This is a genomic window from Rhodococcus sp. G6(2025) (assembly GCF_058628105.1).
On the sequence record NZ_CP179750.1, the window covers coordinates 2,653,817 to 2,679,365 of the forward strand.

Here is a 25,549-nt window from a genome sequence, read left to right on the forward strand (position 1 = left end):
TGTGCATTCGATCACATTTGTCCCAGTTTCGCACCAGGGTCGATGTCCGTTATGTGTATTTCTTATCTGACCAGCGGAGATAAGTGTAACTCGGCGTAAACTGATAACTCAGGCGGCCTCTTCGAGACGCCGCGAGTTCGCCGACAGCCAGCGCCGGATCGCATAGTTCAACTGGTCCGGATCGACACCGAGTTCGGTCGCCGTCGCCTCGAGGATCTCCTCGGCCAGGCCGTCGTCGGTGGCTTCCGAAATTCCGAGCGCGCCGCTGATGAACACGTCCGCCACCCGATTCGGCCGGACACCCGGGATCCCGGCGAGCATCAGGAAGTGCGCCCACGTGACGTCGCTGCTCTCCCCGCACACCTCGATCCACGCGTCGTGGATCTGCTCCAGGGCGGCTTCGTCCCGGGCGGCTTCGAGGAGGTCGTCGATGCTGTTGATCCGGAGCTGGTGTAGTCGCTCCGCCGCCAGCTGGATGTGACGCGCCTCGATCGGCACACCGGTCGCGGAGTACCGCCGTTTGTACGAGCCGACCTTGCCCGCCCACTGATCCGAGCTGCCCGCCTCCTCGAACGTGCGGAGAAGGTCGCGGGCGCCGTCGGTGAGGGGCTGATCGGGGTGCGCCCGCCGGTACGCCAGGTAGCGGTCGACGACGGCGACCTCGCTGTGCCCGGCGCTCGACTGCACCGATTCGATGATGCAGAGGGCGAGGCTGTGCCGGTAGGCATCGGAGGTGACCCAGCCGGACGGGTCGCCCAATCGGGCGCGGCAGGCGGTGACGACGGTATCGACGGTATCGGCAGAGACGGTCACGAGATCCTCCAAAGGCAGTCTGTTCTGTGCTCTGTCCGGTGTATCGACAGGGCCTCCGGGAACGTTGCACTGGAGCTGAAGATTCCTCGAGAACCACCGTCAGTGGTGGGCCAGCAGGTCTGTGACCTCGGTGTCCGAGAGTTGATGGAAATCGTCGTACGCGTTGCCGACGCCGCCGAGATCGGCCGGAACGTACGGGCAGACCACCTCGTCGGCGGTCACGCGCAGACGGCCGACGGCCTCGGGCGCCGCCACCGGGACCGCGACGATCACGCGCGCCGCGCCCAGTTTCCTCACCGATTGGCAGGCCACCGCCGCGGTCGCGCCCGTGGCCATGCCGTCGTCGACGAGAACGGCCGTGCGGCCCTTCAGCGACGCTCGCGGCTTGCCGCCGCGCAGCACCCGCGCCCGCCGTTCGAGTTCGCGGCGCTCCTTCGCCTCGACCATGGCGAGTGCGGTCTTGCTGATCCGGGCGATGCGGAGGACGTCGTCGTTGATCACCCGGGATTCGCCCTCACCGATGGCACCCATGGCGAGTTCCGGCTGCCACGGGACACCCAGTTTGCGTACGAGGACCACGTCGAGGGGCGCCGACAAGGCGGCAGCGATTTCGAACGCGACGGGGACGCCGCCGCGCGGCAGACCGAGCACCACCAGATCGGTCCCGCGCAGGTGCTCCAGTGCGGCGGCCAGTCTGCGGCCGGCGTCGGCGCGACTGGTGTACAACATCGAACGCTCCGTGATCGGGGAGAACTGTTCGTCTCCGACGCTACTCCCGATCCCGCCGTTCAGATCTCGCTGACGGTGAATCGGCGCAGCGCGAGGGCGGGGTTTTTCTCCCGCACCTCGGTGATCCGCTCCGCGCTGACCTCCGCGACCGCGGTGCCCACCCGCTCACCGAGCGACGCGAGGGTCACGCCCATCGGATCGACGATCATGCTGTTCCCGGCCCCGGTCCGCGCGCTCTGGTCGGCGGCGGCCACGTACACGGTGTTCTCGATGGCGCGCGCCCGCACGAGGGTGGACCAGTGGTCCTCCTTCAACGGCCCGGGCACCCACTGCGCGGGCAGCAGCAGCACGTCGGCTCCCGCGTCGACGATGCGGCGGGTGACCTCGGGGAACCGGAGGTCGTAGCAGGTCTGCATGCCGAACGTGAGGCCGTCGACGGCGAACGTCTCCGGGGCGCCGATCTCCCCGGCGCGGATGACGTCGGATTCCTTGTAGCCGAACGCGTCGTACAGGTGGAGTTTGCGGTAGGTGGCGACGATGTCGCCGCCCGGTCCGAGCGCGACGAGGGTGTTGGAGATGTGATCGTCCCCGGGCAACTGCTCGTTGACCCCCGCCACCAGGTGGACGTCGAGTTCCTTCGCGGTCGCGGCCAGCCCGCTGACGAACTCGCCGTCCAGGCCCTCGGCCGACTCGACGATCCGCTCGTCGGTTCTCGGCGCCGTGAACATCGCGTACTCCGGCGCCACCACCACCTTCGCGCCGCGGCCCGCGGCCTCGGCGGCGAGCGTGCGGAGGGTGCGCAGGTTCTCCTGCTTGTCCTGACTGGGAGCGAACTGAATGACAGCGACATCGACCATGCCGTCCACGCTAGGCGACGAGGTGCGGCAGGTGTCTCCCGTCCCGGTCGCCGCGTATTTCCGCGGCGTGGCGATGCACTGTGGACTCGTGCACTAAACTGCTGGTCAGACCCGGTAACGCCTACGTCAGAGTGACGTTAGCTACCGTTCTGCAGGTCAGGCGCACAATTTAGTGTCCAATCGTCTGACGGTAGGCATATACGAAGTCACGCACTGCGCACGCACAACAGACGCGATTCACGCACATCTGCTGTCACAGGTCGGTGTGGGGCGGTATGACGTCTGCTCGATGCGCCACCGTGTGAATGTGTGCGACGAGGTGCGCGAAGGCGTCAGCGTGTCTCTCAGACACCCGTGCTTCGTCCTGCACGCGGAATGAACGCGGCGACGTTATCGGCGGAGGACTGGGCAACCTCTTCGAGCATCGACAGGTAGCGGCTCGTCACCTTCAAGTTGGAATGCCCGAGTTGGTCGCGTGTGGTCACAAGATCGCTGCCTGATGCCAGGGCCAACGTCGCGGCTGTGTGCCTCGTGTCGTGCGTACGGATCGGCGGTAAGTCAGCCTCGCGAGTCAGCCGCTTGAAGTCGCGTGCAAGGTGCGCGGGGTTCATCGGTCGACCTGCTGTATCCGTGAATATCCACTCCGAGTCACCCGCGCCCAACGCGAGGCGTTCCTTGAGCTGTGCGGTTCGATGCGCCTTCAGTAACTCGACGCCCTCGGACCCGAGCGCAATCGTGCGCGTGCCGGATACTGACTTGGGCGTCTCGACGCGAACCTTGCCGTCAAGCAATATCCGTTGCCGTGCGACAGTCAGGGTCGAGAACTCCCAGTCGATATCCGCCCACTGAAGTCCAGCTGCCTCGCCACGACGCAGGCCACGTGTCACCAGCACGAACCACATGGCGTAGTTGCGATCATCCGCGACGTAATCGAGAAACGTGCCCACGTGCCGAGGCGACCACACCATGACGCCGGAGGGCTTCGCGGCACGGTGCCGTGCTTGTCGGACCGTGTGACCCTCGGTGAGCAATCGTTGAACCTCAGATCGCCAGCGCGCCTCGATCGACTTCGACCACACCACGGCCTTCGATGATGGGGGACTGGGCAGCTTCACGAGGCGGGCAACGTTGCGCTCGACCAAGCCCTCTCGTTCCGCGTCACCGAGTGCAGACCCGAGTACGGCCTTGCATCGCTGCACTGTCGTCAGGCCACCTGCGCGGGTACGAGCACGAGGACTTGCGAGATACGTCTCGAACGCTCGTCGGATATGTGCGGGCCGCAGTTCATCGAGTCGAACGCGTCCGAGGTGTGGAATCAAAATGCGGTCGATGAGGCCCTGATACTGCACGATGCTCCCGCGCTTCAACTGCGTCTGTTTGTGCTGCATCCATTCGCCGAGGTATTGCTCGACGGTCGGGCGATCGACTACGACGACACCTTTGGCGTGTTGGGAGCGCAGTTTGTCGAGGGCATGCTGTGCGTCGTCCTTCGTGGCGAACCCGCCTCTGGAGACATGGCGTCGACGACCCGTTGTGTCCGTGATCCCGATGGAATACGACCACTGCCCGTGTGTGGCCGACCATCCGCCACCAGGACGCTTGAGCTTCGGGCACTTCGACCCGAGCTGTTTATCGTCCTCATCCCTGCACCCGCATCTCTTACGGATCGCACCTTGACCGGCCATCGGATTTCCTTTCGGTGGATACGACGATGGCCCCATACGCAGCGAGTGCGCAGGAGGCCATGTCGGGAGGGAGTGAGGGTTACGCGGCTTGTGCCTGTTGGCAGCGCGGGCAGACGTCTTCGCGGATGAGGTCCAGGGGTGTGATGCGAAGGCAGTCAATGCATCGCGCTGCCACGAACGCGGGCTCGCCGGGAGGCCGAACGATCCAGCGATTCGGGTTGCTCTTGGACTGTGTGAACTTCGTCGTTGCCATCGTGTGTGCTCGTTTCATTGGTTGATTACGAGGCGCTCAGAGGTCCGCTGGCGCCTTGGTGATGTGTAGTGCGTGTGATTGCGCGGTGGTGCGCGCTTAGGCGTTGTGAGGGTCACTGAGTCACCTCGTCGTAAAGGACTGCCAACTGCCCGAGCAGTGCCTCGTCGGCCTCATGGTTGCGTGCCAGCTGCGAAAGCGCCTGTCCCATGTCGTGCAATGCCTCACGCTTGGCGTCCTCGGGGAGTGTGGCCTCATGCAGAACATCCGCAGAAACACTTGCGCCCGAAACGAGTTCGATTTCATCCACACCCAACGGAGGGCGCAACAGGTTCCCGACTGGCACGTCGAGCACGTGCGACAGTGCGACGAGGTCCGACACTGTGAATGATCGCTTGCCGCGCTCGGCCCCGGATACGGTTTGCTTCGGCCATGCGCTGCCCAGGAACGGCTCAAGCATCTGTCCAAATTCCGCCTGTGACCAGCCACGACCGTCTCGTGTGGCGCGTATCCGCTCGCCCACTATCTCCTCGATGCGCATGATTTCCTTTCATCGTTGTTGTCAGCGTACCCGATGACGGTCATGCTGTGCAATGACTGAACAAACCTGGGGGGTCAACAAGAGATCGAAGGTTGAAACTCACGACGTTGAGCGGGAATAAATCTCGAGTCATGGCGGTATGCCAGTGCGTCGAAATCAGCAGTTGCGTGACGTGCGCAAACATGTTTATGTATGCCTCCAAATCCGGCGTCATCGTGACGTCGATTCGCGAAAGGTACAGGTAGACAACATGCCTCGTCTCACTGAGGAAGCGATCAAGTCGCTCCCGTTGCTGTTGAAATTCTCTGACGTTGCTCGCCTTGAAGGCGTTGGTCGCGCGGCGATCTGGGGACGACACAATCGAGGAACGCTCGAGTGCCCCATCATCCTGCGAGGGGCCCATCACTACGTTTCGCTGCTCGACTGGCTACGCGTCAACGGGTACGACACCGCTCCGGTGCAGGCACGAATCGACGCGCTGCCCGAGGTTGTCCCGAACGCTCAACTCGCACGTGAACTGGGGTGCTACAGCAAGCTCGCCCGCCAGCACCTCACGCCCCAGCTTGTCGGGCTGCGTGTGGGATTCCTCAAGAGCGACCTTGTCGACCTGGTCCACGCACAAGATCTTGTCACTGCGTGAAATCGCCAGCAAGACAACCCTTTATCAGATGACAGGATATGAGATAACACTATGAGCACGAGTCCCGTTGTTACCCCGGCGAAGCAAATGCGCCTGCTGTCCAAGATGTGGGGTCGGAGGTCGAAGGGGTACGTCTTCTGCCCGTTCATCCCGGCCGACAAAGCACGCACTCCGCAGCGCAAGTCGAGTTGGAACGAAGGTCCGGCGTTCGCCTGGCCCGAGGACAAGGAACGCATCCTCGAGCACCTGACCACACACGCGGAGGATGACCTGTACTTCTCCCCGATGTTGTTCTCGCAGAAAGCCCGACGCAAGGAGTACGCTCTGGCCTCCAACAAGCTTTGGGCGGACCTCGACGAATCCGATCCGCACAAGATCGAGGAGCGATACAAACCCACCCATGCTTGGGAAACCTCGCCAGGGAGGTTCGCTGCGGTGTGGACGATGAACGAACCTCGCGAGGGCGTCACTGAGGCAGGCGGGCTCAATCATCGACTATCGCATTACGTGGGGGCAGACCCCTCTGGATGGGACACGACGCAGCTCCTCAGGGTGCCGGGCAGCGCGAACAACAAACCCGACAAGGAGGAGGGCGTTCGTGGCAAGGAGATTTGGTCGGATCGAGAGCTTCACTCTTGGGACACGTTCGATGCATTGCCCGAGATCAAGGTTGTGAAAGGCGGCGACCACGAAGCGATCACCGAGGAAATGTTGAATGGCCTCGATGGTAAAGCGCTTTCGGACAAATACCGCCCGAAGATCAAGGACAACAATGCCCGTCGTGATATGCGCCTGCGGGACAGTGGGGGCCGCGACCGATCGGATGTCGCTTGGGGTATCGAGAAGGAGCTGGCCAAGGTCGGATGCCCGTTAGACGAGATGATAGCCATCATCCGTTCATCCGTATGGAACAAGTTCGAGGGACGCGCCGACGAGCTCAAGCGCTTGACGAAGCAGTGCGGGGATGCGATTGCCGAGGCGCTGGGCGAGGTTGCAAGCGAGGTCGCCACACCCGAGTCGACCGAGGACAGCGAGGGGATCGAGGTCCTTGACGATGACGCGGACTTGATGCCGTGGCTCGTAAGCGATAAGTCCGATTGGCGCGAAGATAACCTCGACGTGGTGAATATCAACGCACTCTTGCGCTCGGATCCACCGCCGGTGACCTACCTCGAGCGAGACCTCATCATTGAAGAGCGTATCACCAAGATCAGCGCGAAGGCCGGCTCGGGGAAGTCCATTAATACCGCTGTCATGGGGTTTCACTGGGCGCGAGGCCTGTCCGCATTGGATCTCGAACGTGTCGGCGATGATGTAGTCCCGGTGAAACTCGAAAGCGGGCGCAAGGTCGTTCTCTACCTCGACGGCGAGCTTGGCGAGACGTGGTGGCACCAGTACCTAACGGCAATGGGCGCAACCGATCACGATATGAGCTACTTCATCCTCAAATGCTTTCCGAAATGGGGTTCGCTCGCGAAAGATGAAGGTGCAAAAAGGTTCTGGCATCTCGTGAATCACTTCAATCCCGACGTGATCGTGATGGACACGGTAAGCGCCTTCACCCGGGGTGAAAAGGAGAATGATCCCGAACCGTGGTCAAAGTTTGACGAGCGAATCTTGCTCCCGCTGAAGGAACGGGGGATTACCGCAATCCTCAATGACCACGCGGGGTACTCCGAGGAAGCGAGACGGGGTCGAGGCCACTCGTCGAAGCAGACCAACCTCGACGTGGAATGGGGGCTGTCAGCTGATGTGGACGACCGCGACCACCTGTCGCTGACTCGGGAGAAGGACCGCACCGGACGCGTGCCCGAGAAACTTGAGCTTCGCCGCTTTGACAACCCGCTGCGCATCGAGCGCCTCCTCATCGAAAGCACCACACGCGGGGGTAAGGGAGTGAAGCCCCGGCAGCTCAATATGGCCGCCGCAGGCACTAGCAAGCGCCCAGGGCGAAAGAAGGTGCCCCACGAGGACAAGCAGATCGCCATCTACGACTGGGTGCGCGAGAACCCGAACAATTCAACTGCTCGGATCATCAAGGGCGCGGCTGTTCGGGACGCAGATGCTCGCAAGATTCTCGGAGACTTCGTGAACACCGGAATCATGTCAACCGACAAGGAAGGCCAGTCCATCCTGTACGAAGTGATTGCTGACTGGGTGCCTGCAATCGAGGAACTGGATGAGGTCTGACGGGGTGCGCCGGAATACGTGCGCCGCAATTGTCACGAACGTGCGCCGGAACGTGCGCCAACCGTGCGCCGGAAACCCCTATAAGAACGAAGTGAATAGGGGATGGGGATGAGGTAGTAATTCCGGCGCTGGCGAACGAATCGAGGTGACGGGTCGTGTGGGCATCACCGACAATCTGCACGGCCCGTCTGTCCGGGAACGAGGCCTCTGAGGCGTCACCCACTACGTGGGGCCATGACCCAAAATCCATGAACCGACCACCGAGGACGACACGCTTTCCGGCTTCACGCGCGACACAGGACCCCGCTGTGTGTGGTCAACGTCTGAACGCGATTCTCACGCCTTGATCGACTCGCCATGAGTGATTCCCAGCGATGCACCGTTTCAAGCGTTCAGCGTGTCTGCTGGGCACCCGTGCCGATGCCTTGATTGCGATTGATCGAACGACGATGCACGACGAACACCTTGCCCGCTTGACTACACCCGAATCGAGAGGAGGTCTTCATGCGATGGTCTGAGCCTGCCAGACTGACGGCCGTCTCTCGAAACGTCCAGTGCACGAACGCCTTACGTGTGTCTACCGTCGCACCCACACGTGACAAAGGTTCGGGGATTTTGCGGTCGACGTGCAATTATGTATTCGCACACCGCGACCGCCCGGAAACGCTGTGCAGTCAGATCATTCGATGGAGGAGGCATCATGCGTATTGTCAAAGCACCCAGGAACGGAAACCACGGAGCTCTTGCTCGTTACGCCTACAAGGAGGAGCTGTACCAGGTCACGCCCGACAGCCTGTGCCCGGACTGCACGACTCCGGCAATCCTCGTCGAGTACGACCCGGACGCCTGGGGCGAGCTTTGGTCCCAGCCTGTGCATGATGCGTCCTGCCCGTCGCTCCATGCCGAGGAAGGCGCGGCGATCAGCGACCAAGAACTCGTCAACATCTGACGGCACCAAACGACAAGGCGGGGCATTCCAACCGGGGTGCCTCGCCTTTCTTGTATCTGATTCCTGATGAACTGAGCATCTGCACGAAGGCGCAGCGAAAGACGCGCTGTGTCAAGGCTTATGACAAGTACGACGACGTACAGGCGCGCTGAGGTCTCGAATGCATTGATGCACACGCGCACACGACGAACGACCCGATAGACGCTGAGAATCGCTCTCAGGACCCGAAGGCAACGACACAGGAGATGACATGCGACGCGATATTGAGCTGCACAACGCCCACGTCCGGTACGAAGCACGGAAGGAACAGCAACGACAGGCTAGGCTCGCTGTGCTGCCCGCCGCTCGTGTGGTGACGAGATGCAAGTGCCCCCGGACTATGCCCGACGCGGGAATCCATTCGGACGGGCGATCTGCTGCACTGTGCGTGCTCGACGGATGGGACGCATCACCCACACGATTGAGCGCGTTCATCGAGGGAGATGGGAAGTACGCCTTCGCCACTGACGCCCCTGGGCATTGGGCAATCTCGATGTACTTGGACCTCGAAGACGCACAGGCCCATCAGCTTCGGTTCGTGCGAAGTGGCAATGCTGGCGAGGCGCGTCACTATGCCCTCGATCTGCGGGCGATCATCTGGGCGGAAGCGGGCGATCTGTCGGATGACACGCGAGCGATGCTGCTTGGTGTGGACGAGGGGCCAGTCCTGTAGTCGAATCATGTTGTCTGCGTGCACATCTACAGCCACGACATTCGGGAGTTTTGCCGGTGATGTGCAACGATTCATCGCGTGTCAACGAACGAAGTTCGTTGGGTGTCTATGGAGGCAGGCACCAACCCACACCAACCAAGGAGTAGAGATGGATCTGACGCAGGAACTGGCCAAAAGGCTTGAACGCCTGACCAATCGGCTACAGGCTGATGCTGACGCGGTGGATGCGGCACGCGCTGCACTGACGGCCCCGCCCGCAGATGGCGAATCCAAGGCGCTCGCGGAGACCATGTACGCACGCATCTGGCCGGGGGTGCTCGACGGGATCGCCACCACGCGACTCGAGGACGGGGGCACTGCGGCTGCACTCGAAGCGATTCAGGACGCCGATCCGGTTGTGCGCCCGTTGCTTACGTCCAGTGTCATCGACGCGCTCAAGGCCAACGGGTTGAATGAGGAGACGATCGACAAGCACGTACTCGTGCCGTCGTCTCAGAAATTGCGCGACGCCATCGAGATACAGCGTAGGAACGAAATCGCTGGTGTGGCAATCGAGCACAACATCAGCCAGCGTGAGCAGGGCACCACCAACTTCGTCGGCGACGCAAACGCCGACCTGAACTGAGGAGAACATCATCATGGCTACCGACACCCGTACCGCAGAAGAACTCAAGGCCGCAGTCATCGCGGGTGATACGACCATCACCGCATCGCAGATCGAGAAGGCAAGGCAGGCTGAGGAGTTCGCCGAACTTCAGGCACAGGCTGCCAAGGCGCAGGCCCATCGTGACCGTGTCGCTGAGTTCGAAGCCGACGTGGCCGCGTTCAAGGCGGACTACGCCGAGCTCGCAGGTGCCGACCTGTCCGAACTGCGTGACCTGTACGAGGATGCGGTCGTGATCATCGCGGAGCTTCACGCGAAGGTCAAGGACCGTGTCGCCGAGCAGCGCGAGATCGAGGGCCGGGCGGGTTCACTGTCCATCCGCGCACGTGACCTGGGTGTCTCGACGGGCCCCCTGATCGACAACAGCCAGGGTGAATGGACCCGCATCGCTGTCAAGCCCGAGGACGTCGACGGCATTGGTGACGAGGCGAAGCGCGGGTTCGTGCCCAACGCGGGTGCCAGGGCGACCATCCACGCACTGCACTCCGACGAGCGGGTCGAGGACATGCGCGAGATCAACCGCTCGTCGTACGTCCAGGGCACCGGGCGGGAATTGCTCGAAGCGCTCGTGGCCAAGCACAACGCGTAACACCGTGACTGCAGGCTGGGTGCGGTGAGTTGGAGGTTCCCGCACCCAGCCTGTACCCACACGAAAGGAGGTGACGACATGGCGAACGTCGCTAAGAACACCAGCGTTGCGTTACGACGCAAGCTTGCAGTCGAGCTACGGGCAGCGGGCAAGTCCAACGACGAGATTGCCGTGTTGCTGAGCAAGAAGTTCGGCACCCCGATCACGCCTGAGCGAGTCAGTCAGGATATCCGCCGATACCTCAAGGACGTCCCGAAAGAGGACCTCGAGACGGTCCTACAGCTTGAGCTTCACCGCCTCGACAAAGCACAGGAACTCGCCTCGCTGATGATCAAGGCACGCGACCCCAAGGGCATTGATGCGCAGGTCAAGGTGATGGACCGTCGATCCAAGTACCTGGGCCTCGACAAGACGGAAAAGGACAACGACTACTCCGAAGTCGATCAATGGCTCGCTGGCCATACCGAGGTGGACTTCGAGTTCGACCCCGCAGAGATTGGGATTAACGGGGACGAGGAAATCGAGGACCCGGAGGAGTTGGAAGACGACGAAGGGGAATCCGACCTCGAGTAGCTCGGGGGCGGCAGGTTGTTCGCCTCGTTGGGTCCATCCTTTCCCCGATTGAGTCGCCGAATCACGCCCCCACCCAGACAGCCCCGCGATTAGCCTCCTAGTTGACGCGGGGCTGTTTGGCGGAACGACCAGTTGACACGTCATCAAGTGCAGCGACGAACGACAGGCGCAATAGCAGGCTCTGAAGACGACGCTGAGCGACTTTGACGCACTGTCGCGTGTGATCGTGTGAGCGCGCGTCACAGGTACGACACCGAATGTGACAAGACGGCGTTCTGTCGGTAGCCGCAGGTATGCTGGTCGATCGGTCGTGGTGTGGGCATGCGAGGAGGACGATCTTGGTGGGTAATGCTGTATCGGTGAACCCGGCGCTCGCGCTGCATACGTTCATCGACCGCGTGATGAATTCTGAGACTCCCCACGTACACGAGGCATTTGTGAATGTCCTCAACTGCAACCTCGGCACGGTTGAGTACGTCCAGCGCCATTCGGAGATTGTCGCGCTGGTGGCCGCAGTAACCGAACGCTTGCACGCCCTGCCTGAGGATGCAAGGGCGCGGGATCGGTACCTGGCATATGTCCCGTCTTGGTACGACGCCGTGGTGCCGAGGAATGCCTGGAACCAGACCAACCCGGGTCCGTCGTCAATCATCAGCGCCGACTCGCTCCATCTCCTCGATTCGCTGGTCGACTACTTCGACTTCACGTTCGCGGATTCGCGATCTGTCATGACTAACGCGGCGGTGGAGGAGTTGCGCGAGGGTCTGCAGGAATGGCGCGAACTGCTCGAGGAAGCAGGTCTGCCCGAGTCGCTGGTGTTGCAGATTCGCGGGCAGGTGGACCACATTGAGTGGCTCCTCGCGAACGTTGACCTTGTCGGCAATCAGGCGGTTGAACGACGGGCACGCGAACTGTTCGGCTCGGGTGTGGACGTTATGGCTGCACGCCCGTCCACGGCGATGAAGATCAACAAGGCACTCGCACACATCGTCGGATTCTTGACGTTGGTGAATGGGGGCGTCGAACAGACGAACGGGATTCTTGAGGGCGTCCAGACGATGACGGCCACCGTGCAGGAGATTGCCGGGGGAGAGGTGCCGCAGAAGGAATTGCCAGCCGCACCGCCTGGGCCGCATATCGTGCCTGAGGTGTCGAACCTGAACGCGGGCAGTGATCAGAACGTGGTGGATGCCGAGGTCGTTGACGACGACGAGGCTGCCGGGTAGAGGCGTCTCAGGTCGGTGCTAAGCGAGTAGCAGTGCGTCGCCGGAGGATTCATACACGCACGACGTTCGAGGGCCTCATGCTCGCTGCTACCAGAGCGCCCCACGCGAGGTGATCGTGCGGGGCGTATGGGTGGCCGTAGGTGGTGGTCAGTTGGGGCAACACTTCGCGCATGGCTTGCGCCTCATCGCACGCGCCTCCTCGACAGTCACCTCGATGACGGGGTGAATCGTGCGGCCTTTGTCGCGCGCCTCATTGACGCCTTGGCTGTATCCTGGGCAGGACGTATCGCGGTGGTAGTTGCGGCTGCGTGCGGTCGTGATAGGCATCGATCCTGCATCCTCTCGATAAACGCGAAAACCCGCCCCCATCGGGACGGGCACGCGGGTTGGATGAATTATGCAGCCACGGCGAGGTCCTTCGCACGTTCGCGCCGGCAACGGGCACGGGCAGCCTTGCTGACCTCGTGCGTGCAATCGGCATGCGCACCTGTACGGGATTCCTTGGGCGCGTCGTCTGCCTTCGACTTGCGTGCCTTCGTCGCTTTCGCGGGTGTGGGATCGAGGTTCAGGTCCTGTGCCTTCAACGCGGCCAGCTTCTGAGCGTTGTCGTCCTCTTCGTCCGCCATCGATTCCCGGATCGACTCGAGCGAGGCGGCATTGATCTCGTCGGTCATCGTGCCCTCCTCCTCGAACATTTCCGCCCAGCGTTCGTCGGTCGCAGCCTCGGCTTCGTCGGCGGTCAGCTCCTCGTCGGGCATGTACTCAGCGAGTGTGTCTTCGATGACCTGCGCGGACAGTTTCGCTGCCGACATCTTCTTGCCGCGTGCGATGGTCGCGAGTTCCTCAGCGGCTGCGTCACGGGTGGCGGGGTCAACGTCGTACTCGGCATCGATGCGAGCGGCAATGCGGGTGATCAGGTTGGCGGTCATGGTGGGGCTCCTTCGTCGGGCGGTACTGCGTCGTTGTCTGCCAACGATGACACATCGACCGCGCTCGTCCGTAAGTCAGAGTCGTTGGACCACACCAGTATCCGGCGTGACGTGCAGTGGCGATCCGACGATGCGCGCGTGTGCGATGACATGCGACGACGTGCGTTAGGCGCTTACGGACGAACTGAAGACGAGCGAGGGTAGGCGCGATGACGTGCACGATGCGCTACGCTTCCTACCGAGCGACCCCGGATGCTAGGTACATCCGGGGCCGTTCGTTTATGCGGGGGCAGCTACATTGCCAGCGCGAGAATCACGAATGCCAACAGCACCAACGTCGAGATGGGCACGCTCAGTCGATCACGTTGGGTGTGGGCGTCGTACAGATTGCCGAGACTGACGGGTGCAGTCGTCGGTGGTCCATACCTTGCGTTGAATGCGACCGCGTCGAAAGGCGGATCGAATGCCATTGCGGTGTCGAGCGGGTCGGGGGACATGGGCGGTCCTTTCGAGTGCAATTGATGCGTCGTGAGGTTCAGTCGAACAGTTCGGACAACGCCTGGATCGAGTCGAGGATCAGGGCCTCACGTTGCGTCGTGCGTGCAAGCTCGTCCTGTGCCTCGCGGATCATGCGACGCAGATCGACACTGCGACGGTGTACGCCTGGGAACGTCGTGCGCAGTTCCGTGAGCAGGTCGGCTGCTTGCGAACGCGTAAGCCCATCAATCCGTTTCGCTGGCAATGTAGGCCGAGGTGTGGGCATCGCGCGCCCTCCTCATGCTCTGGGCACCCGAGGAAGCAGGGCTCGTCATCTTGTGCACCACACGCCTGGCAGTCGCGCTCAGCATCAGAGTCGTAGGTGCTCATTCGGCGTCCTCCAGTTCCTCGATTTCCTCGTCCTCGCCTACTTCCTCGAGTTCGTCATCTTCGGGTGTGGTGTCCTCGTTATCCTCCGGTTCGAGGTCGGGTTCAGCCGTCTCCTGGGCTGCCTTCGCTGCCTTACGTGCCTCGGCGGCCTTCGTATGTGCGGCCAAGCCAGCCTTGATCTTTGACACGTTGGATGCGGGGATGGCGTACTTCGCCTTGCCGTCGCGCTCGACCAATGCGGCACCTTGTGCTGTGCGCAGGAATACGCGAAGCGCCTTGGGGTCGATGCCGAGCTGGTCGGCAGCTTCCTTCGTCGTGAGCATCTTCTTCTGGGTTGCCATGGCGGCCAGTGCCTTTCGTTCGTTGTCGGGAACTTCGTGCAGGACGATAATGCCCAGGCAGCGAGCGTCCGTACCGGATTGGCGACGACTGCGCGACACGGTGACGATAGGAGCGCGATTGAACGTCTTCAGAGCGATTCTGAGTCCCTGAACGCATGTGCGACGAGTGATTGATCGTGTGACGTGATCGGATGCGTTAGAAGCGCATTGGCCGAGGCATGGGAAAGGGCGCCTCCCCGAGTCGAAGTGAGAGACGCCCTGTGCCCATGTCGCCCGGCGACCCCGATAGGCACCGGCAACACGAACGGCAAGCACGTTACACGATGGGCGTATTGAGTTGAGAGGCATGATGTTTGCCAGGAACCGTGCCCACCAGAAAGCCCCTCCCGGAACCGACGATGACAACGACGACACACGACGCAACCCGGGGAGGGGCCTTGGTGCTGAACGACGACAGGCCTGCGATGGAGTCAAAGACTTGAGGTCAATGAACACCTACGACGTTCAACGACATGAACGTACACGTGCCGAATCGCGGGCAGGAAACCAACGAGACGACGCGGTGCCTCGCGGGGGTGTGTGGTCAGGCTGGTTCGTTCTCGCGGGCTTGTTCGAGCTTCGGGAAGTTTGTAGCGCTGCTCCAAGCTGTCTCGCGTTTGCGTTCCCTCCACTTTCCCGGTCGTGCGGGAGTGCGTGTGAGTGGGACGCAACCCTCGCCTGGACCGACGCTGGCTCCCTTCGTCCACGGCAACTTGTCGAGGTAGCGCTTCCGTCCCCAACGGTGCCCCATCTGACGCATCAGTTCATCCTGCAGCGGAGACCTCTGCATAAGCGGCAGCCATTCGTAGTAATTCCAGCGGCGGTCTCCGACATCTGTCCAAGTCACGAACGCCCATGCTTGATCGAGGTCGCCGCTCAACGTGACGATCTTCGTTGAGTCGCCGGGCGCCAAGTAGGGCGTCGGCGGGATGTCATACCCGTTGACGAACCCGATACCTAGGACGAGGTAGGCCGCCCCCGTTGCGGCATCCGAACCGATGTTCGTCAGGGTGAACTCTTCGAGTTGACGTGAGGTCCCATCGGCAGAGTCTCGCCCCGTCACGGTTCCGCGATGCTCGATGTGCCAATAAACGCGGTGGAATGCGCGACGCCGACGGACCTCGTTGTTGACGACGAGCCACGCAGTGACGAACGACACAACGGCACCGACGTTCTTCACGTTGTCCCACGAGACCCAATCCGGCATGAGTTGAAGCTACACGCGCGGGAAGGTGTTAGTGAGTCATGAAGGCATAGAGGAAATTGGCCACCACCGCAAGCGGTACCGCCAATGCAAGCCCAGAGTAGAAGTACCATCGTTGCTTCCTTGAGTCGCGCTTTGACGCGTCTGCCTGTGCAACTTCAATAGTGTTGGCGACGAGATTCCTTACAGCGGCGGCCGCCTCTGCATTCAGCTCGGCCAGTCGTTGATTCTGCTCGGCTTCGGCCCGGATCTTCTCTAAGGCAGTGATCTGGACCTGCAGTTCGGCGTTTATCTCATCGATCACGTTGGACGACTCCGCCAGATTTTCGCGAAGGAGCTCGATTCGCTCGCTGATCGATTCCGCGTGTGTCGGAGGAGGGGGCTCTGTTTCGTGTTTCGCCCGGCGGCTAAAAATGAGTGACGCGATGCTCCCGATCACCGCTGCGAGTAGTTGGAATATTTCCGGGTTCGGCACTCATCGCTCCCTCTACTGAAACGGACTCACCGGTCTGGAAATATACGCCCCTGGATTCGCACGGAAGTTTGGGCTCAGCTGCAGTTGCACTGACACGCACAGTCCACGCACATCGAACGTCTATTCGCCTACGTCGCGCATTGTTGCAGGTTGGGCATGTGGGGGTGTAGATGCCTGATAAACTGCTGGTCAATGAGTGATATCGAGCGTGACCCCGAACCCCCCACTTTTGCCGACCTCGACATCGATGATCGGGTCTTGAAGGCACTGTCCGATGTGGGCTACGAGTCGCCCTCGCCGATCCAGGCAGCCACCATTCCGCCCCTCCTCGCCGGCAACGACGTCGTCGGCCTGGCGCAGACCGGCACCGGCAAGACCGCTGCGTTCGCGGTACCGATCCTCTCGAAGATCGACCTGACGCAGAAGTCGCCGCAGGCGTTGGTCCTCGCTCCGACGAGGGAACTGGCGCTGCAGGTCGCGGAGGCGTTCGGCAAGTACTCCGCCCATATTCCGGGCCTGCACGTCCTGCCCATCTACGGTGGTCAGAGTTACGGCGTCCAGTTGTCGGGGCTGCGGCGCGGCGCACACGTCGTGGTGGGCACGCCCGGTCGAGTGATCGACCACCTGGAGAAGGGCACGCTCGACCTGTCCAAGCTCTCCTACCTCGTCCTGGACGAGGCCGACGAGATGCTGAAGATGGGTTTCCAGGAGGACGTCGAGCGCATCCTCGCCGACACTCCGGAGTACAAGCAGGTGGCGCTGTTCTCGGCGACGATGCCGGGGGCCATCCGCAAGATCTCGAAGCAGTACATGCACGATCCCGTCGAGATCACGATGAAGTCGAAGACGTCGACGGCCTCCAACATCTCGCAGCGGTACGTCCAGGTGGCGCACCAGCGCAAGCTCGACGCCCTGACGCGTGTCCTCGAGGTCGAGGACTTCGAGGCGATGATCATCTTCGTGCGCACCAAGCAGGCCACCGAAGACCTCGCGGAACGACTGCGCTCGCGCGGATTCTCCGCGTCGGCGATCAACGGCGACATCGTGCAGGCGCAGCGTGAACGGACCATCGGCCAGCTCAAGAGCGGCGCCCTCGACATCCTCGTGGCCACCGATGTGGCCGCGCGTGGCCTGGACGTGGACCGCATCTCCCACGTCGTCAACTACGACATCCCGCACGACACGGAGTCGTACGTCCACCGGATCGGCCGTACCGGTCGCGCCGGGCGCGCCGGCGAGGCGTTGCTGTTCGTGGCACCGCGCGAGCGGCACCTGCTCAAGGCCATCGAGAAGGCGACCCGTCAGCCGCTGGCCGAGATGCAGCTGCCCAGCGTCGACGACGTCAACGCGCAGCGGGTGTCCAAGTTCGGCGACTCGATCACCGAGAGCCTCACGTCCGACAATCTGGCGTTGTTCCGCAAGATGATCGAGGACTACGAGCAGGAACACGACGTGCCGCTCGCCGACATCGCCGCCGCGCTCGCGGTGCAGTCGCGCGACGGTGAGGCGTTCCTCATGGCGCCCGAACCGCCGCCCGCGCCCCGCCGTGAGCGCGAGCCCCGCGAACGCCCGGCGCGCCGGTTCGACGACGGCCCCCCGACGCGGTCGCGTGGACCGGAGGGCCAGGAGCTCGCGACGTACCGCATCGCGGTCGGCAAGCGGCACCGTGTGGTGCCGGGTGCGATCGTCGGTGCCATCGCGAACGAGGGTGGGCTGCGGCGCAGCGACTTCGGGCACATCAGCATCCGCCCGGACCACAGCCTGGTGGAGTTGCCCGCCGACCTGTCCAGCGAGACCCTCGAGGCTTTGCGTCGTACCCGGATCTCCGGTGTGCTGATTCAGCTGCAACCCGATTCGGGTCCGCCGTCGGGCCGACCGCGCGGTGGCCGCGACGATCGGGCAGGCGGAAAGTTCCAGCGCGACCGGGACAGCCGGAAAAGGCCGCGCGAGTAGTTCTCACGCGGCCCTCCCGAAGGGGATCCCCGGCGGTTACGCCGGGGGAGCGGGAGCCGGGGCGGGCTGTGCCGCCTCGGCGGGCAGCGGGCCCTCCTCTGGAACGAAGAACGAACCGACGGTCGGCAGCACGTAGCAGGTCGCGTTGGTGTAGCCGACGGTGCCGAAGATCGATGCCACGACGGTGCCCGGCCCCGTCGCCACGACCTTGTTCAGCGCCGGGTAGCCGCCTTCGGTGACGCCGTCGAGGGGCAGGATTCCGCTGGCGCCGGTGTTGGTGTTGATCCACGCGACGTTGAGTCCCGAGGACTTCACGACACCGGGGTACGCGGAGAGGGCCTGGAAGCTGATCTCGTTGGCCTTCACCTCGGCGGTGGGCCCGGTGGTGCCCGACGCCAGCGTCAGCGTGACCGGTGCGACGGTGCCGCAACCCACGGTCGGTGCGGTGTAGAGGAACGGGGTGTACGCGCCCGCGACGTCATGCAGCACCGTCGACGTGGCCAGCGCCTCGACCGCGGCCTTCGCCTCGGGCTTGTCGGCCTGGGTGCGCAGTTCGGCGAGGCCGGGGACGTCCGGGGTGGCCGGTTCGGCCGCTGCCGTGCCCGACAGGCCGAAAGTCGCCGCGATACCGACCGTTGCCGCCGCGATCGTGCGTCGCATCACGCTCATACCGTCCACCTGAACTCCTCGTTGTCTCGTCCGGGCGGCTCTGCAGCGCCGCCCGAGCGGAGAATTTACCCGAGAGAGCGGAAACAGTCAGGACCAGCTGCCGCCGCCGGCCAGCGTATCGGCGCGCGCGCCGTCGAGGGATTGCCGGATGATGTCGGCGTGACCGGCGTGCCGGGCGAGTTCCTCGATCTGGTGCAGCAGCATGTACCGGACCGTGAAGACGACTCCCGACGCCATCCACTGCGCCACGTCGGCGGGCAGGTCGACGTCGCGATCCAGATCGGTTTCGGCGGCGACGGCGGCCTCGGTAGCGCGCTGTGCGTCGTCGAAGCGGGCGAGGAGGGCGTCGACGGTCTCGTCCTCGGTGACGTTCCATGCGGCCATCCACGCTGCCACCGGGTCGTCGCCGACATCGCGCGGAGCCCCGGTGATGCGGGAGGTCATCGCCTCTTCGCCGTCGATCACGTGCTTGAGGAGGGACGCCAGGCTCATCTCGCTGGCGCTGGGCACACTGCGGGCCTGCTCCTCCGTCAGCCCGGACATCGCGTTGCGGAAGGCGGTGCGCTGGTTGTCCAGCATGAGGAGAAGGAGTCCGCGCTCGTCGAAGATGGGGTTCTGGGTGCTGGGTGTCTCGGTCATGAGTTCAGTGTGGCGCGAATAGCGGACACCTACTGTCCTCGATCGACACTCTGCGCGCGTCCCCAGCGGTTCGGGCAGGACCGACCTACGATCGAGGCACGTGTCCGGGGAACGCCCCTGTTCCTGTGATCGAGTCGCGAACCGAGGTGCTTATGGCCCTGGAAGATTCGTCGTCGGCCTTCGCCGACCCGTCCCGGGAGGGCGCGGCCTCACCGGAGCACGACCTCGAAGGCCACATCATCGAGGCCCGGTCCGAAGACTTCTTCCACGCCAGAGAACTGCAAGTGGACAACGAGTGGTTCAAGACCGCGGTGTTCTACGAGGTGCTGGTCCGCGCGTTCTTCGATTCCTCCGGCGACGGAACGGGCGATCTCCAGGGGCTGACGTCCAAGCTCGACTACCTGTCCTGGCTCGGCGTCGACTGCCTGTGGCTGCCGCCGTTCTACGACTCACCGCTACGCGACGGCGGTTACGACATTCGCGACTTCCGCGCCGTGCTCCCGGAGTTCGGGACGGTCGAGGATTTCGTCCAGCTCTTCGATCAGGCGCACCGCCGCGGGATCAGAGTCATCACGGACCTGGTGATGAACCACACCTCCGACACGCACGCATGGTTCCAGGAGTCGCGCACCGACCCCGAGGGCCCGTACGGCGACTTCTACGTGTGGTCGGACCGTGACGAAGGGTATCCGGACGCGCGCATCATCTTCGTCGACACCGAGACGTCCAATTGGACGTGGGATCCGGTGCGCAAGCAGTACTACTGGCATCGCTTCTTCTCCCATCAGCCGGACCTGAACTACGACAATCCCGACGTCCAGGACGCGATGATCGACGTGCTGCGATTCTGGCTGGACCTCGGAATCGACGGCTTCCGGCTGGACGCCGTGCCCTATCTGTTCGAGCGGGAGGGCACCAACTGCGAGAACCTCCCCGAGACGCATGCGTTTCTCAAGAAGTGCCGGGCCGTCATGGACGCCGAGTACCCGGGGCGGGCGCTGCTCGCCGAAGCCAACCAGTGGCCCTCGGACGTCGTGGAGTACTTCGGGGAGCCGGACGTGGGCGACGAGTGCCACATGGCGTTCCACTTCCCGTTGATGCCCCGCATCTTCATGGCCGTGCGCCGGCAGAACCGGTTCCCGATCTCCGAGATCCTCGCGCAGACCCCGCCGATTCCGAGTTCGTGCCAATGGGGAATCTTCCTCCGGAACCACGACGAGCTGACCCTCGAAATGGTGTCGGACGAGGAGCGTGACTACATGTATTCCGAATACGCGCAGGATCCGCGGATGAAGGCGAACATCGGCATCCGGCGACGTCTCGCGCCGTTGCTCGAGAACGACCGCAACCAGCTCGAGCTGTTCACCGCGCTGCTGCTGAGCCTGCCGGGTTCGCCCGTCCTCTACTACGGCGACGAGATCGGCATGGGCGACAACATCTGGCTCGGCGATCGGGACTCGGTGCGGACTCCTATGCAGTGGACGCCCGACCGCAACGCCGGATTCTCCCGTGCCGACCCGGCCCGAATGTATTTGCCGGTCATCATGGATCCCACGTACGGCTACCAGTCGGTGAACGTCGAGGCGCAGATGAACTCGACCAACTCGTTGCTGCACTGGACCCGCCGCCTGATCCAGGTTCGCAAACAGCATCCGGCGTTCGGAACGGCGTCGTTCACCGAACTCGGCAGCGCGAACCCGGCCGTCCTGTCGTATGTGCGGGAGACGCCGCCGAGTCGGGACCGCCCGTACAGCGACGTCATTCTGTGCGTCAACAACCTGTCCAGGTTCCCGCAGGCGGTGATCCTGGACCTCACCCAGTTCGCCGGCCGAATCCCCGTGGAGCTCACCGGTTCCGTTCCCTTCCCCGCGATCGGGGACGACGGATACATGATCACCCTTCCCGGTCACGGATTCTTCTGGTTTGCGCTGCAACCGGATCCGAAGTCCGGCGGCGCGGTGAGCGGACACCCGGTCAGCAGCGAAGCGGAACAGGCGGTGCAGCAGTGAACGAACCCACCAGTGAACGCATTCCCGACGAGTCCCTCGAGCGGCAACTCGTGCGGTGGTTGCCGGACCGGCGGTGGTTCGCCGCCAAGGGCACCACCATCGCGGCGGTGCGGATCCTGCTGCGGCACGAACTGACATCGGCGTTCGGGTTCTCCGCCGAGCATCTCCTGGTGTCGGTGGAGTTCGAGGCGGGGCCGCCGCAGGTGTACCAGATACCGCTGGGGTTCCGCAGTCATCTGCCCGAGGACCTCGAGCCGTGGGCGCTGCCGGACGGCGACGGGAACGTCATGATCGCGTACGACGGCCTGCACGATGCCGAGATCATCACCCTGTACGCCGACCTGCTGTCGGAAGCGGAGGGATCCGGGCCGGTGCAGTTGAAAACGGTGCCGGGCACGGTGATCGAACCGGGGCTCCGTGGGCGGACACTCGGCGCGGAGCAGTCGAACACGTCGGTGGTGCTGGGGGAGAAGCTCCTGATGAAGATCTTCCGTCTGGTCACGCCGGGCGTGAACCCGGACGTCGAACTCCACCTCGCGCTCGCCGAAGCGGGCAGCGAATACGTGGCGACGCTGCGAGCGTGGATGGAGACGGACGTGGCCGGGATTCTGACGACCCTCGCGATGGTCCAGGATTTCGAGGCCAATTCGGCGGACGGGTGGAGCATGGCGCTCGGCAGCGTCCGCGACCTCCTGATCGAAGCGGATCTCCACGCCGCGGAGTTGGGGACGGACTTCGCCGGTGAGTCCTATCGGATGGGCGCCGCCGTCGCCGAGGTGCACGCCACCCTGGCGCGTGCGCTCGGTGCGGAGGAACGACAGGTGGCGTCGACGACCGTGGAGGCGATGACGCGCAGGCTGGACGCCGCCACCTCGATCGTTCCCGAACTGGGGGAGGTGGCGGCGGCGGTGCGGGGCAAGTTCGCCGAGGCGGAAGCTCTGGGCGCTACCACCGTCCAGCGGATTCACGGCGACCTCCACCTCGGTCAGGTGCTGCGGACACCGGAGCGCTGGCTGCTCATCGACTTCGAGGGGGAGCCCGCCAAGACGCTCGACGAGCGCCGGGAACGGGACAGCCCGTTGCGGGATGTCGCGGGAATGCTGCGGTCCTTCGACTACGCCGCTCACCACCTGCTGGCAGATTCGGTGCCGATGGGAGCGATGGGGGCGGCGTCGCAGCGGGACTTCCGCGCGAGGGAGTGGGCGCAGCGCAACGCCGACGCCTTCTGTGAGGGCTATGCCTCTGTGTCGGGCACCGACCCGCGTGAGGCGGCGGCGTTGCTCCGGGCCTACGAACTCGACAAGGCGGTGTACGAGACCGTGTACGAGGCGAGGAACCGTCCCAATTGGATCGGCCTGCCCCTCTCCGCCATTCGTAGACTCACCTCAGCACCTCGGTGAGCGTCGGGGACGACACCGTGCCCGGGTCGAACTGAGTGCGGTACAGCTCCTCGTACCGGCCGCCCGCGGCGAGCAGCTCGGAGTGGGTGCCGCGTTCGACGATGCGCCCGGCCTCGACCACGAGGATCAGATCGGCCGCGCGGACGGTCGACAGCCGGTGCGCGATCACCACCGCGGTCCGCCCGGCGAGGGCCTCGCCCAGCGCCTCCTGGACGGCGGCCTCGGACGTGGAGTCGAGGTGCGCCGTCGCCTCGTCGAGGATGACCACCCGCGGATGCGCGAGCAGCAGGCGCGCGATGGTCAGCCGCTGGCGTTCGCCTCCCGACAGCCGGTAGCCGCGTTCGCCGACCACCGTGTCGAGGCCGTCGGGCAGGGCCGCGACGAGGTCGGTGAGCCGCGCCCGTTCGAGCACCTCCGCGAGTTCGGCCGGCGTGGCACCCGGCCGGGCGAGCAGGAGATTGGCCCGCACGCTGTCGTGGAAGAGGTGCCCGTCCTGAGTCACCATGCCGACGGTGGCCCGCACGGAGTCGGCGGTCAGGTCGCGCACGTCCACCCCGCCGAGTTTCACCGAGCCCGCGTCCGCGTCGTAGAGCCGGGGAACCAGTTGGGCGATGGTGGACTTGCCGGCTCCGGACGATCCCACCAGCGCGACCATCTGCCCGGGTTCGGCGCGGAACGACAGCCGGTGCAGCACCTCGACGCCGCCGCGGGTGTCGAGGGTCGCGACCTCCTCGAGCGATGCCAGCGACACCTTGTCGGCCGAGGGATACGCGAATTCCACGGAGTCGAACTCCACCGACACCGGGCCGTCGGGCACCGCGACCGCGTCGGGCTTCTCCGCGATCAACGGCTTCAGGTCGAGGACCTCGAAGACGCGCTCGAAGCTCACCAGCGCGCTCATCACGTCCATGCGTGCGCTGGCCAGTGCGGTGAGGGGCGAGTACAACCGGGTCAGCAGCATCGCCATCGCGACAACGGCTCCCGCGTCGAGTTGTCCGCGCAGCGCGTAGAACCCGCCCAGTCCGTAGACGAGCGCCAGCGCGAGAGCGGACACGAGCGTGAGCGCGGTGACGAACACCGACTGCAGCATCGCCGTGCGGACACCGATGTTCCGTACCCGCCGGGCACGGACCGCGAACTCGGCGGACTCCTCCGACGGACGACCGAACAGCTTCACGAGGGTGGCACCCGGCGCCGAGAACCGCTCCGTCATCTGAGTGCTCATCACCGAATTGTGGTTGGCTGCCTCACGATTGAGTTGAGCCAGCCGCGCGCCCATCCTGCGGGCGGGCAGGACGAAGATCGGCAACAGCAGCAGTGCGCACAGCGTGATCTGCCAGGAGATCCCGATCATCACGATGAGCGTGATGCCGAGCGTGACGAGGTTGGACACCACGCCCGACAGCGTGTCGCTGAACGCGCGCTGCGCACCGATCACGTCGTTGTTGAGGCGGCTGACCAGCGCGCCGGTGCGAGTGCGGGTGAAGAAGGCGATCGGCATCCGCTGCACGTGGTCGAACACGGCGGTCCGCAGGTCGAGGATCAGGTTCTCGCCGATGCTCGCGGACAGCCACCGCGTCCACAGGGCGAGAGCGGATTCGAGTACGGCGATGACCGCGATGAGCGCCGCGAGGCGCACGATCACGGACACCGCGTCGCCGCCGACTATGGCGTTGACGACCCGGCCCGCCAGCACCGGGGTGGCCACCGCCAGCGCGGCCGTGACGACGCTGAGCAGTAGATACCACCCGAGGCTGCGGCGGTGGGGCAGAGCGAACCGGGCTATCCGCCGCAGCGTCGTGCGGGAGAAGGGTCGACGATCCTCTTGGGCGTGCATCGCGTTGTACATCGCGTTCCACGCCGTGACTTCCATGCTCATGCCAGCGGCCTCCTGTCGCTATCCCCCCACGGTAGAGCCGGGGTATGACACGACGGTAGAACCTCAACGTTACTCGAGGTCAAGCGGCGAGCGCGGAAGCGCTACTTCGCGACGTCCACGACCACCCGCGTCGGGTCGGACAGCGTCGACACCGTGAAGGGCCGGCCCGGTTGCGTCACGCCGATGAACGACTGCGTGACGCCTTCGAACACGAGCGCGCCGTTGACCTCCGTCACCGTGCCGCCGGGAACGCCGGGCACCGGGTTGGGGCCCGAGTATCCCTCCACATCACTGTCGAACGGGTACGCCGAGCCGTCGATCTGCACCTGCAGGATGCCGTTGCCCGACACCGGAATCGTCTTGCCGCTTCCGTCCTGCACCGCCTCGTCCACATACGCGACCCGCCAGCCCGGTGTGCCCTTGCCGCCGAGTTCGTACACCACACGGTCGAATCCCTCGTGCTCGCCGACGCGGACGTCGGTGACCGTGAGCTTCGCTGACCCGGACGCCGCGGACGATTTCGGCGACGCATCGGTCGGGATCGGCGCCGACTCGGATTCGAGGGCGCTGCTGGTGGTGGCGGCCGCGGCCGGTGACGTCGCCGCCACACTGCTGGGGGAGTTCGACTCCGAGCATCCGGTGAGCGTCAGGGCCAGGGCGCAGGCGGCGAACGCGGCGAAGGGACCGATCCGGTGGTTGATCATGATCCGATCGTAAGCCGGGGCCG

25 protein-coding genes are annotated in these 25,549 nt (G+C 64.0%); 11 read left to right on the top strand and 14 right to left on the bottom strand.

Annotation, left to right across the window (positions count from 1 at the left end):
- Positions 1 to 108: 108 nt before the first annotated feature.
- From ACLIVD_RS12040 to ACLIVD_RS12060, 5 genes are all read right to left on the bottom strand, one after another.
- A complete protein-coding gene (locus ACLIVD_RS12040; RefSeq protein WP_317569170.1) occupies positions 109 to 813 on the bottom strand; it encodes a DUF8548 family protein in 705 nt (234 codons plus the stop codon).
- A 99-nt stretch (positions 814 to 912) separates the two neighbouring features.
- Positions 913 to 1,542: a phosphoribosyltransferase gene (locus tag ACLIVD_RS12045; RefSeq protein WP_105412728.1), complete on the bottom strand. Its 630-nt coding sequence runs from the start codon at positions 1,540 to 1,542 to the stop codon at positions 913 to 915.
- Between the two features lie 59 nt (positions 1,543 to 1,601).
- On the bottom strand, positions 1,602 to 2,399 hold the full coding sequence (locus tag ACLIVD_RS12050; RefSeq protein ID WP_418342664.1) for a carbon-nitrogen hydrolase family protein: 798 nt from the start codon (positions 2,397 to 2,399) through the stop codon (positions 1,602 to 1,604).
- A gap of 344 nt (positions 2,400 to 2,743) precedes the next feature.
- Complete coding sequence (locus ACLIVD_RS12055; protein WP_491932511.1) at positions 2,744 to 4,084, bottom strand: tyrosine-type recombinase/integrase; 1,341 nt, start codon at positions 4,082 to 4,084, stop codon at positions 2,744 to 2,746.
- Between the two features lie 365 nt (positions 4,085 to 4,449).
- Positions 4,450 to 4,875 (bottom strand): helix-turn-helix domain-containing protein, encoded by a 426-nt coding sequence (locus ACLIVD_RS12060; protein WP_491932512.1) that lies wholly within the window; start codon positions 4,873 to 4,875, stop codon positions 4,450 to 4,452.
- 172 nt (positions 4,876 to 5,047) lie between these two features.
- Between ACLIVD_RS12060 and ACLIVD_RS12065 the strand changes: the two genes are divergently transcribed.
- The 8 genes from ACLIVD_RS12065 to ACLIVD_RS12100 all read left to right on the top strand — a co-directional run bounded on the left by ACLIVD_RS12065 (position 5,048) and on the right by ACLIVD_RS12100 (position 12,418).
- Positions 5,048 to 5,515 (top strand): hypothetical protein, encoded by a 468-nt coding sequence (locus ACLIVD_RS12065; RefSeq protein WP_491932513.1) that lies wholly within the window; start codon positions 5,048 to 5,050, stop codon positions 5,513 to 5,515.
- Between the two features lie 51 nt (positions 5,516 to 5,566).
- Entirely contained in the window at positions 5,567 to 7,705 is a 2,139-nt protein-coding gene (locus tag ACLIVD_RS12070) for an AAA family ATPase (RefSeq protein ID WP_491932514.1), read from the top strand.
- 700 nt (positions 7,706 to 8,405) lie between these two features.
- On the top strand, positions 8,406 to 8,654 hold the full coding sequence (locus ACLIVD_RS12075; RefSeq protein ID WP_491932515.1) for a hypothetical protein: 249 nt from the start codon (positions 8,406 to 8,408) through the stop codon (positions 8,652 to 8,654).
- Positions 8,655 to 9,033: 379 nt separating this feature from the next.
- Entirely contained in the window at positions 9,034 to 9,366 is a 333-nt protein-coding gene (locus ACLIVD_RS12080; protein ID WP_491932516.1) for a hypothetical protein, read from the top strand.
- 148 nt (positions 9,367 to 9,514) lie between these two features.
- Positions 9,515 to 9,991, top strand: a complete 477-nt coding sequence (locus ACLIVD_RS12085; RefSeq protein WP_491932517.1) for a hypothetical protein — start codon at positions 9,515 to 9,517, stop codon at positions 9,989 to 9,991.
- A gap of 13 nt (positions 9,992 to 10,004) precedes the next feature.
- Positions 10,005 to 10,619 carry a hypothetical protein gene (locus ACLIVD_RS12090; protein ID WP_491932518.1) on the top strand — a complete coding sequence of 205 codons (615 nt, stop codon included), beginning with the start codon at positions 10,005 to 10,007 and terminating at the stop codon, positions 10,617 to 10,619.
- A 78-nt stretch (positions 10,620 to 10,697) separates the two neighbouring features.
- On the top strand, positions 10,698 to 11,192 hold the full coding sequence (locus ACLIVD_RS12095) for a hypothetical protein (RefSeq protein WP_491932519.1): 495 nt from the start codon (positions 10,698 to 10,700) through the stop codon (positions 11,190 to 11,192).
- A gap of 341 nt (positions 11,193 to 11,533) precedes the next feature.
- The gene (locus ACLIVD_RS12100) at positions 11,534 to 12,418 is read left to right on the top strand and encodes a hypothetical protein (protein WP_491932520.1); all 885 of its coding nucleotides are present in this window, start codon (positions 11,534 to 11,536) and stop codon (positions 12,416 to 12,418) included.
- A 395-nt stretch (positions 12,419 to 12,813) separates the two neighbouring features.
- Here the strand turns inward: ACLIVD_RS12100 and ACLIVD_RS12105 are convergent, their stop codons facing one another.
- The 5 genes from ACLIVD_RS12105 to ACLIVD_RS12125 all read right to left on the bottom strand — a co-directional run bounded on the left by ACLIVD_RS12105 (position 12,814) and on the right by ACLIVD_RS12125 (position 16,273).
- Positions 12,814 to 13,347 (bottom strand): hypothetical protein, encoded by a 534-nt coding sequence (locus ACLIVD_RS12105; RefSeq protein WP_491932521.1) that lies wholly within the window; start codon positions 13,345 to 13,347, stop codon positions 12,814 to 12,816.
- Between the two features lie 293 nt (positions 13,348 to 13,640).
- The gene (locus ACLIVD_RS12110) at positions 13,641 to 13,844 is read right to left on the bottom strand and encodes a hypothetical protein (protein WP_491932522.1); all 204 of its coding nucleotides are present in this window, start codon (positions 13,842 to 13,844) and stop codon (positions 13,641 to 13,643) included.
- 366 nt (positions 13,845 to 14,210) lie between these two features.
- Positions 14,211 to 14,555 carry a hypothetical protein gene (locus tag ACLIVD_RS12115; protein ID WP_491932523.1) on the bottom strand — a complete coding sequence of 115 codons (345 nt, stop codon included), beginning with the start codon at positions 14,553 to 14,555 and terminating at the stop codon, positions 14,211 to 14,213.
- A gap of 583 nt (positions 14,556 to 15,138) precedes the next feature.
- Positions 15,139 to 15,801, bottom strand: a complete 663-nt coding sequence (locus ACLIVD_RS12120; RefSeq protein ID WP_491932524.1) for a hypothetical protein — start codon at positions 15,799 to 15,801, stop codon at positions 15,139 to 15,141.
- A 28-nt stretch (positions 15,802 to 15,829) separates the two neighbouring features.
- Positions 15,830 to 16,273, bottom strand: coding sequence for a hypothetical protein (locus tag ACLIVD_RS12125; RefSeq protein ID WP_491932525.1), 444 nt, complete (start codon positions 16,271 to 16,273; stop codon positions 15,830 to 15,832).
- A 192-nt stretch (positions 16,274 to 16,465) separates the two neighbouring features.
- Between ACLIVD_RS12125 and ACLIVD_RS12130 the strand changes: the two genes are divergently transcribed.
- Positions 16,466 to 18,226, top strand: coding sequence for a DEAD/DEAH box helicase (locus ACLIVD_RS12130; RefSeq protein WP_025432210.1), 1,761 nt, complete (start codon positions 16,466 to 16,468; stop codon positions 18,224 to 18,226).
- Between the two features lie 36 nt (positions 18,227 to 18,262).
- On the opposite strand, the gene ACLIVD_RS12135 is transcribed toward ACLIVD_RS12130, so the two are convergent.
- Both ACLIVD_RS12135 and ACLIVD_RS12140 read right to left on the bottom strand, forming a co-directional pair.
- The gene (locus tag ACLIVD_RS12135) at positions 18,263 to 18,895 is read right to left on the bottom strand and encodes a hypothetical protein (protein ID WP_283332921.1); all 633 of its coding nucleotides are present in this window, start codon (positions 18,893 to 18,895) and stop codon (positions 18,263 to 18,265) included.
- 87 nt (positions 18,896 to 18,982) lie between these two features.
- Positions 18,983 to 19,534 carry a mycothiol transferase gene (locus tag ACLIVD_RS12140; protein WP_491932526.1) on the bottom strand — a complete coding sequence of 184 codons (552 nt, stop codon included), beginning with the start codon at positions 19,532 to 19,534 and terminating at the stop codon, positions 18,983 to 18,985.
- A 152-nt stretch (positions 19,535 to 19,686) separates the two neighbouring features.
- On the opposite strand from ACLIVD_RS12140, the gene treS reads away from it, so the two are divergent.
- Both treS and ACLIVD_RS12150 read left to right on the top strand, forming a co-directional pair.
- Entirely contained in the window at positions 19,687 to 21,543 is a 1,857-nt protein-coding gene (gene treS, locus ACLIVD_RS12145) for a maltose alpha-D-glucosyltransferase (protein ID WP_283332923.1), read from the top strand.
- A complete protein-coding gene (locus ACLIVD_RS12150; protein ID WP_317569173.1) occupies positions 21,540 to 22,943 on the top strand; it encodes a maltokinase N-terminal cap-like domain-containing protein in 1,404 nt (467 codons plus the stop codon). The genes treS and ACLIVD_RS12150 overlap by 4 nt, the downstream gene beginning before the upstream one ends.
- On the opposite strand, the gene ACLIVD_RS12155 is transcribed toward ACLIVD_RS12150, so the two are convergent.
- Both ACLIVD_RS12155 and ACLIVD_RS12160 read right to left on the bottom strand, forming a co-directional pair.
- Positions 22,924 to 24,822, bottom strand: coding sequence for an ABC transporter ATP-binding protein (locus ACLIVD_RS12155; protein ID WP_283332925.1), 1,899 nt, complete (start codon positions 24,820 to 24,822; stop codon positions 22,924 to 22,926). The two genes, ACLIVD_RS12150 and ACLIVD_RS12155, sit on opposite strands and share 20 nt — an antisense overlap.
- A 101-nt stretch (positions 24,823 to 24,923) precedes the next feature.
- Positions 24,924 to 25,526, bottom strand: a complete 603-nt coding sequence (locus ACLIVD_RS12160; protein WP_280783560.1) for an AMIN-like domain-containing (lipo)protein — start codon at positions 25,524 to 25,526, stop codon at positions 24,924 to 24,926.
- Positions 25,527 to 25,549 lie beyond the last annotated feature (23 nt).

Bases quoted from the DNA above. Each gene is read 5' to 3' on its own strand.
- ACLIVD_RS12060 (WP_491932512.1), bottom strand. From the start codon at position 4,875: ATGCGCATCGAGGAGATAGTGGGCGAGCGGATACGCGCCACACGAGAC.
- ACLIVD_RS12050 (WP_418342664.1), bottom strand. From the start codon at position 2,399: ATGGTCGATGTCGCTGTCATTCAGTTCGCTCCCAGTCAGGACAAGCAG.
- ACLIVD_RS12085 (WP_491932517.1), top strand. From the start codon at position 9,515: ATGGATCTGACGCAGGAACTGGCCAAAAGGCTTGAACGCCTGACCAAT.
- ACLIVD_RS12135 (WP_283332921.1), bottom strand. From the start codon at position 18,895: ATGAGCGTGATGCGACGCACGATCGCGGCGGCAACGGTCGGTATCGCG.
- ACLIVD_RS12045 (WP_105412728.1), bottom strand. From the start codon at position 1,542: ATGTTGTACACCAGTCGCGCCGACGCCGGCCGCAGACTGGCCGCCGCA.
- treS (WP_283332923.1), top strand. From the start codon at position 19,687: ATGGCCCTGGAAGATTCGTCGTCGGCCTTCGCCGACCCGTCCCGGGAG.
- ACLIVD_RS12110 (WP_491932522.1), bottom strand. From the start codon at position 13,844: ATGTCCCCCGACCCGCTCGACACCGCAATGGCATTCGATCCGCCTTTC.
- ACLIVD_RS12140 (WP_491932526.1), bottom strand. From the start codon at position 19,534: ATGACCGAGACACCCAGCACCCAGAACCCCATCTTCGACGAGCGCGGA.
- ACLIVD_RS12075 (WP_491932515.1), top strand. From the start codon at position 8,406: ATGCGTATTGTCAAAGCACCCAGGAACGGAAACCACGGAGCTCTTGCT.
- ACLIVD_RS12155 (WP_283332925.1), bottom strand. From the start codon at position 24,822: ATGAGCATGGAAGTCACGGCGTGGAACGCGATGTACAACGCGATGCAC.
- ACLIVD_RS12080 (WP_491932516.1), top strand. From the start codon at position 9,034: ATGCCCGACGCGGGAATCCATTCGGACGGGCGATCTGCTGCACTGTGC.
- ACLIVD_RS12115 (WP_491932523.1), bottom strand. From the start codon at position 14,555: ATGGCAACCCAGAAGAAGATGCTCACGACGAAGGAAGCTGCCGACCAG.
- ACLIVD_RS12070 (WP_491932514.1), top strand. From the start codon at position 5,567: ATGAGCACGAGTCCCGTTGTTACCCCGGCGAAGCAAATGCGCCTGCTG.
- ACLIVD_RS12095 (WP_491932519.1), top strand. From the start codon at position 10,698: ATGGCGAACGTCGCTAAGAACACCAGCGTTGCGTTACGACGCAAGCTT.
- ACLIVD_RS12120 (WP_491932524.1), bottom strand. From the start codon at position 15,801: ATGCCGGATTGGGTCTCGTGGGACAACGTGAAGAACGTCGGTGCCGTT.
- ACLIVD_RS12055 (WP_491932511.1), bottom strand. From the start codon at position 4,084: ATGGCCGGTCAAGGTGCGATCCGTAAGAGATGCGGGTGCAGGGATGAG.
- ACLIVD_RS12090 (WP_491932518.1), top strand. From the start codon at position 10,005: ATGGCTACCGACACCCGTACCGCAGAAGAACTCAAGGCCGCAGTCATC.
- ACLIVD_RS12160 (WP_280783560.1), bottom strand. From the start codon at position 25,526: ATGATCAACCACCGGATCGGTCCCTTCGCCGCGTTCGCCGCCTGCGCC.
- ACLIVD_RS12105 (WP_491932521.1), bottom strand. From the start codon at position 13,347: ATGACCGCCAACCTGATCACCCGCATTGCCGCTCGCATCGATGCCGAG.
- ACLIVD_RS12130 (WP_025432210.1), top strand. From the start codon at position 16,466: ATGAGTGATATCGAGCGTGACCCCGAACCCCCCACTTTTGCCGACCTC.